We start from the raw sequence: 1,416 nt of genomic DNA, 5'->3' as shown, positions 1-1,416 counted from the left end.
CGAGGTCATCGAGCTGATGGTCAAGGTCGGCGACCGCATCGAGGCCGACCAGAGCTTGCTGACCCTGGAGTCGGACAAGGCCAGCATGGAAATCCCCTCGCCGGCCGCCGGGGTGGTCAAGGCGCTGAAGGTGAAGATCGGCGACACCCTCAAGGAAGGCGACGACATCCTCGAACTGGAAGTCGCAGGCGCGGCGCCCGCCCCGGCGCCCGCGCAACCGTCAGCAACCACGGAAAAGCCCGCTGAGCAGCCCGCCGCCCCGGCCAAAGCCGAGGCCCCGCCGCCGGTGGGCGCGCCCAGCCGCGACGGCGCCAAGGTCCACGCCGGCCCCGCCGTGCGCATGCTGGCCCGCGAGTTCGGCGTCGAGCTGGCCGAGGTGAAGGCCAGCGGTCCGAAAGGCCGCATCCTCAAGGAGGACGTACAGCTGTTCGTCAAGGAACAGCTGCAGCGCGGCAAGTCGGCCGCCGGCGGCGCCACCACGGGTGGCGCGGGTATCCCGCCGATCCCGGAAGTCGACTTCAGCAAGTTCGGCGACGTGGAAGAAGTGGCCATGACCCGGCTGATGCAGGTCGGCGCCGCCAACCTGCATCGCAGCTGGCTGAACGTGCCCCACGTGACCCAGTTCGAAGCGGCCGACATCACCGAGGTGGAAGCCTTCCGCGTGGCGCAGAAAGCCGTCGCCGAGAAGGCCGGCACCAAGCTGACCATCCTGCCGATCCTGCTCAAGGCCTGCGCCTATCTGCTGCGCGAGCTGCCGGACTTCAACAGTTCGCTGGCGCCCAGCGGCAAGGCACTGATCCGCAAGAAGTACGTGCACATCGGTTTCGCCGTGGACACCCCGGACGGCCTGCTGGTGCCGGTGATCCGCAACGTCGACCAGAAGAGCCTGCTGCAACTGGCCACCGAGGCCGCCGAACTGGCGGAGAAGGCGCGCACCAAGAAGCTCTCGGTCGACGCCATGCAGGGCGCCTGCTTCACCATCTCCAGCCTCGGTCACATTGGCGGCACCGGCTTCACGCCGATCGTCAACGCGCCGGAAGTGGCGATCCTCGGGGTCAGCAAGGCGACCATGCAGCCGGTCTGGGACGGCAAGGCCTTCCAGCCGCGCCTGATGCTGCCGCTGTCGCTGTCCTACGATCACCGGGTGATCAACGGCGCCGCCGCCGCGCGCTTCACCCGGCGCCTGGGCGAGGTGCTGGGGGATATCCGAACGATGCTGCTGTAACCGGGAAAGGCGCCGCGAGGCGCCTTTTTCTTATGGGCGCATAGCCATTCGCGGCATCAGCCGGCAAACCCGGTGCCGATGCCTTCGGCGGATAACGCTGGCGCGTTATGCGCCCTACACGAACCCGCCATCCCGTAGGGCGAATAACCGTTCGCGGTTATCCGCCGGCCAATCCGGCGCCAATGCCCTCG

General features: G+C 68.1%; 1 protein-coding gene. It reads left to right on the top strand.

The window, feature by feature from the left end; translation table 11 throughout:
- The coding region (gene aceF / locus P3W75_RS12425; RefSeq protein ID WP_276227648.1) for a dihydrolipoyllysine-residue acetyltransferase at positions 1-1,225 on the top strand (1,225 nt) is incomplete at its 5' end.
- Positions 1,226-1,416: the final 191 nt, after the last annotated feature.

It is taken from the genome of Pseudomonas citronellolis, assembly GCF_029335315.1.
GTDB classification, from domain to species: domain Bacteria; phylum Pseudomonadota; class Gammaproteobacteria; order Pseudomonadales; family Pseudomonadaceae; genus Pseudomonas; species Pseudomonas citronellolis_A.
This window is presented reverse-complemented; position numbering and strand designations above follow the sequence as displayed.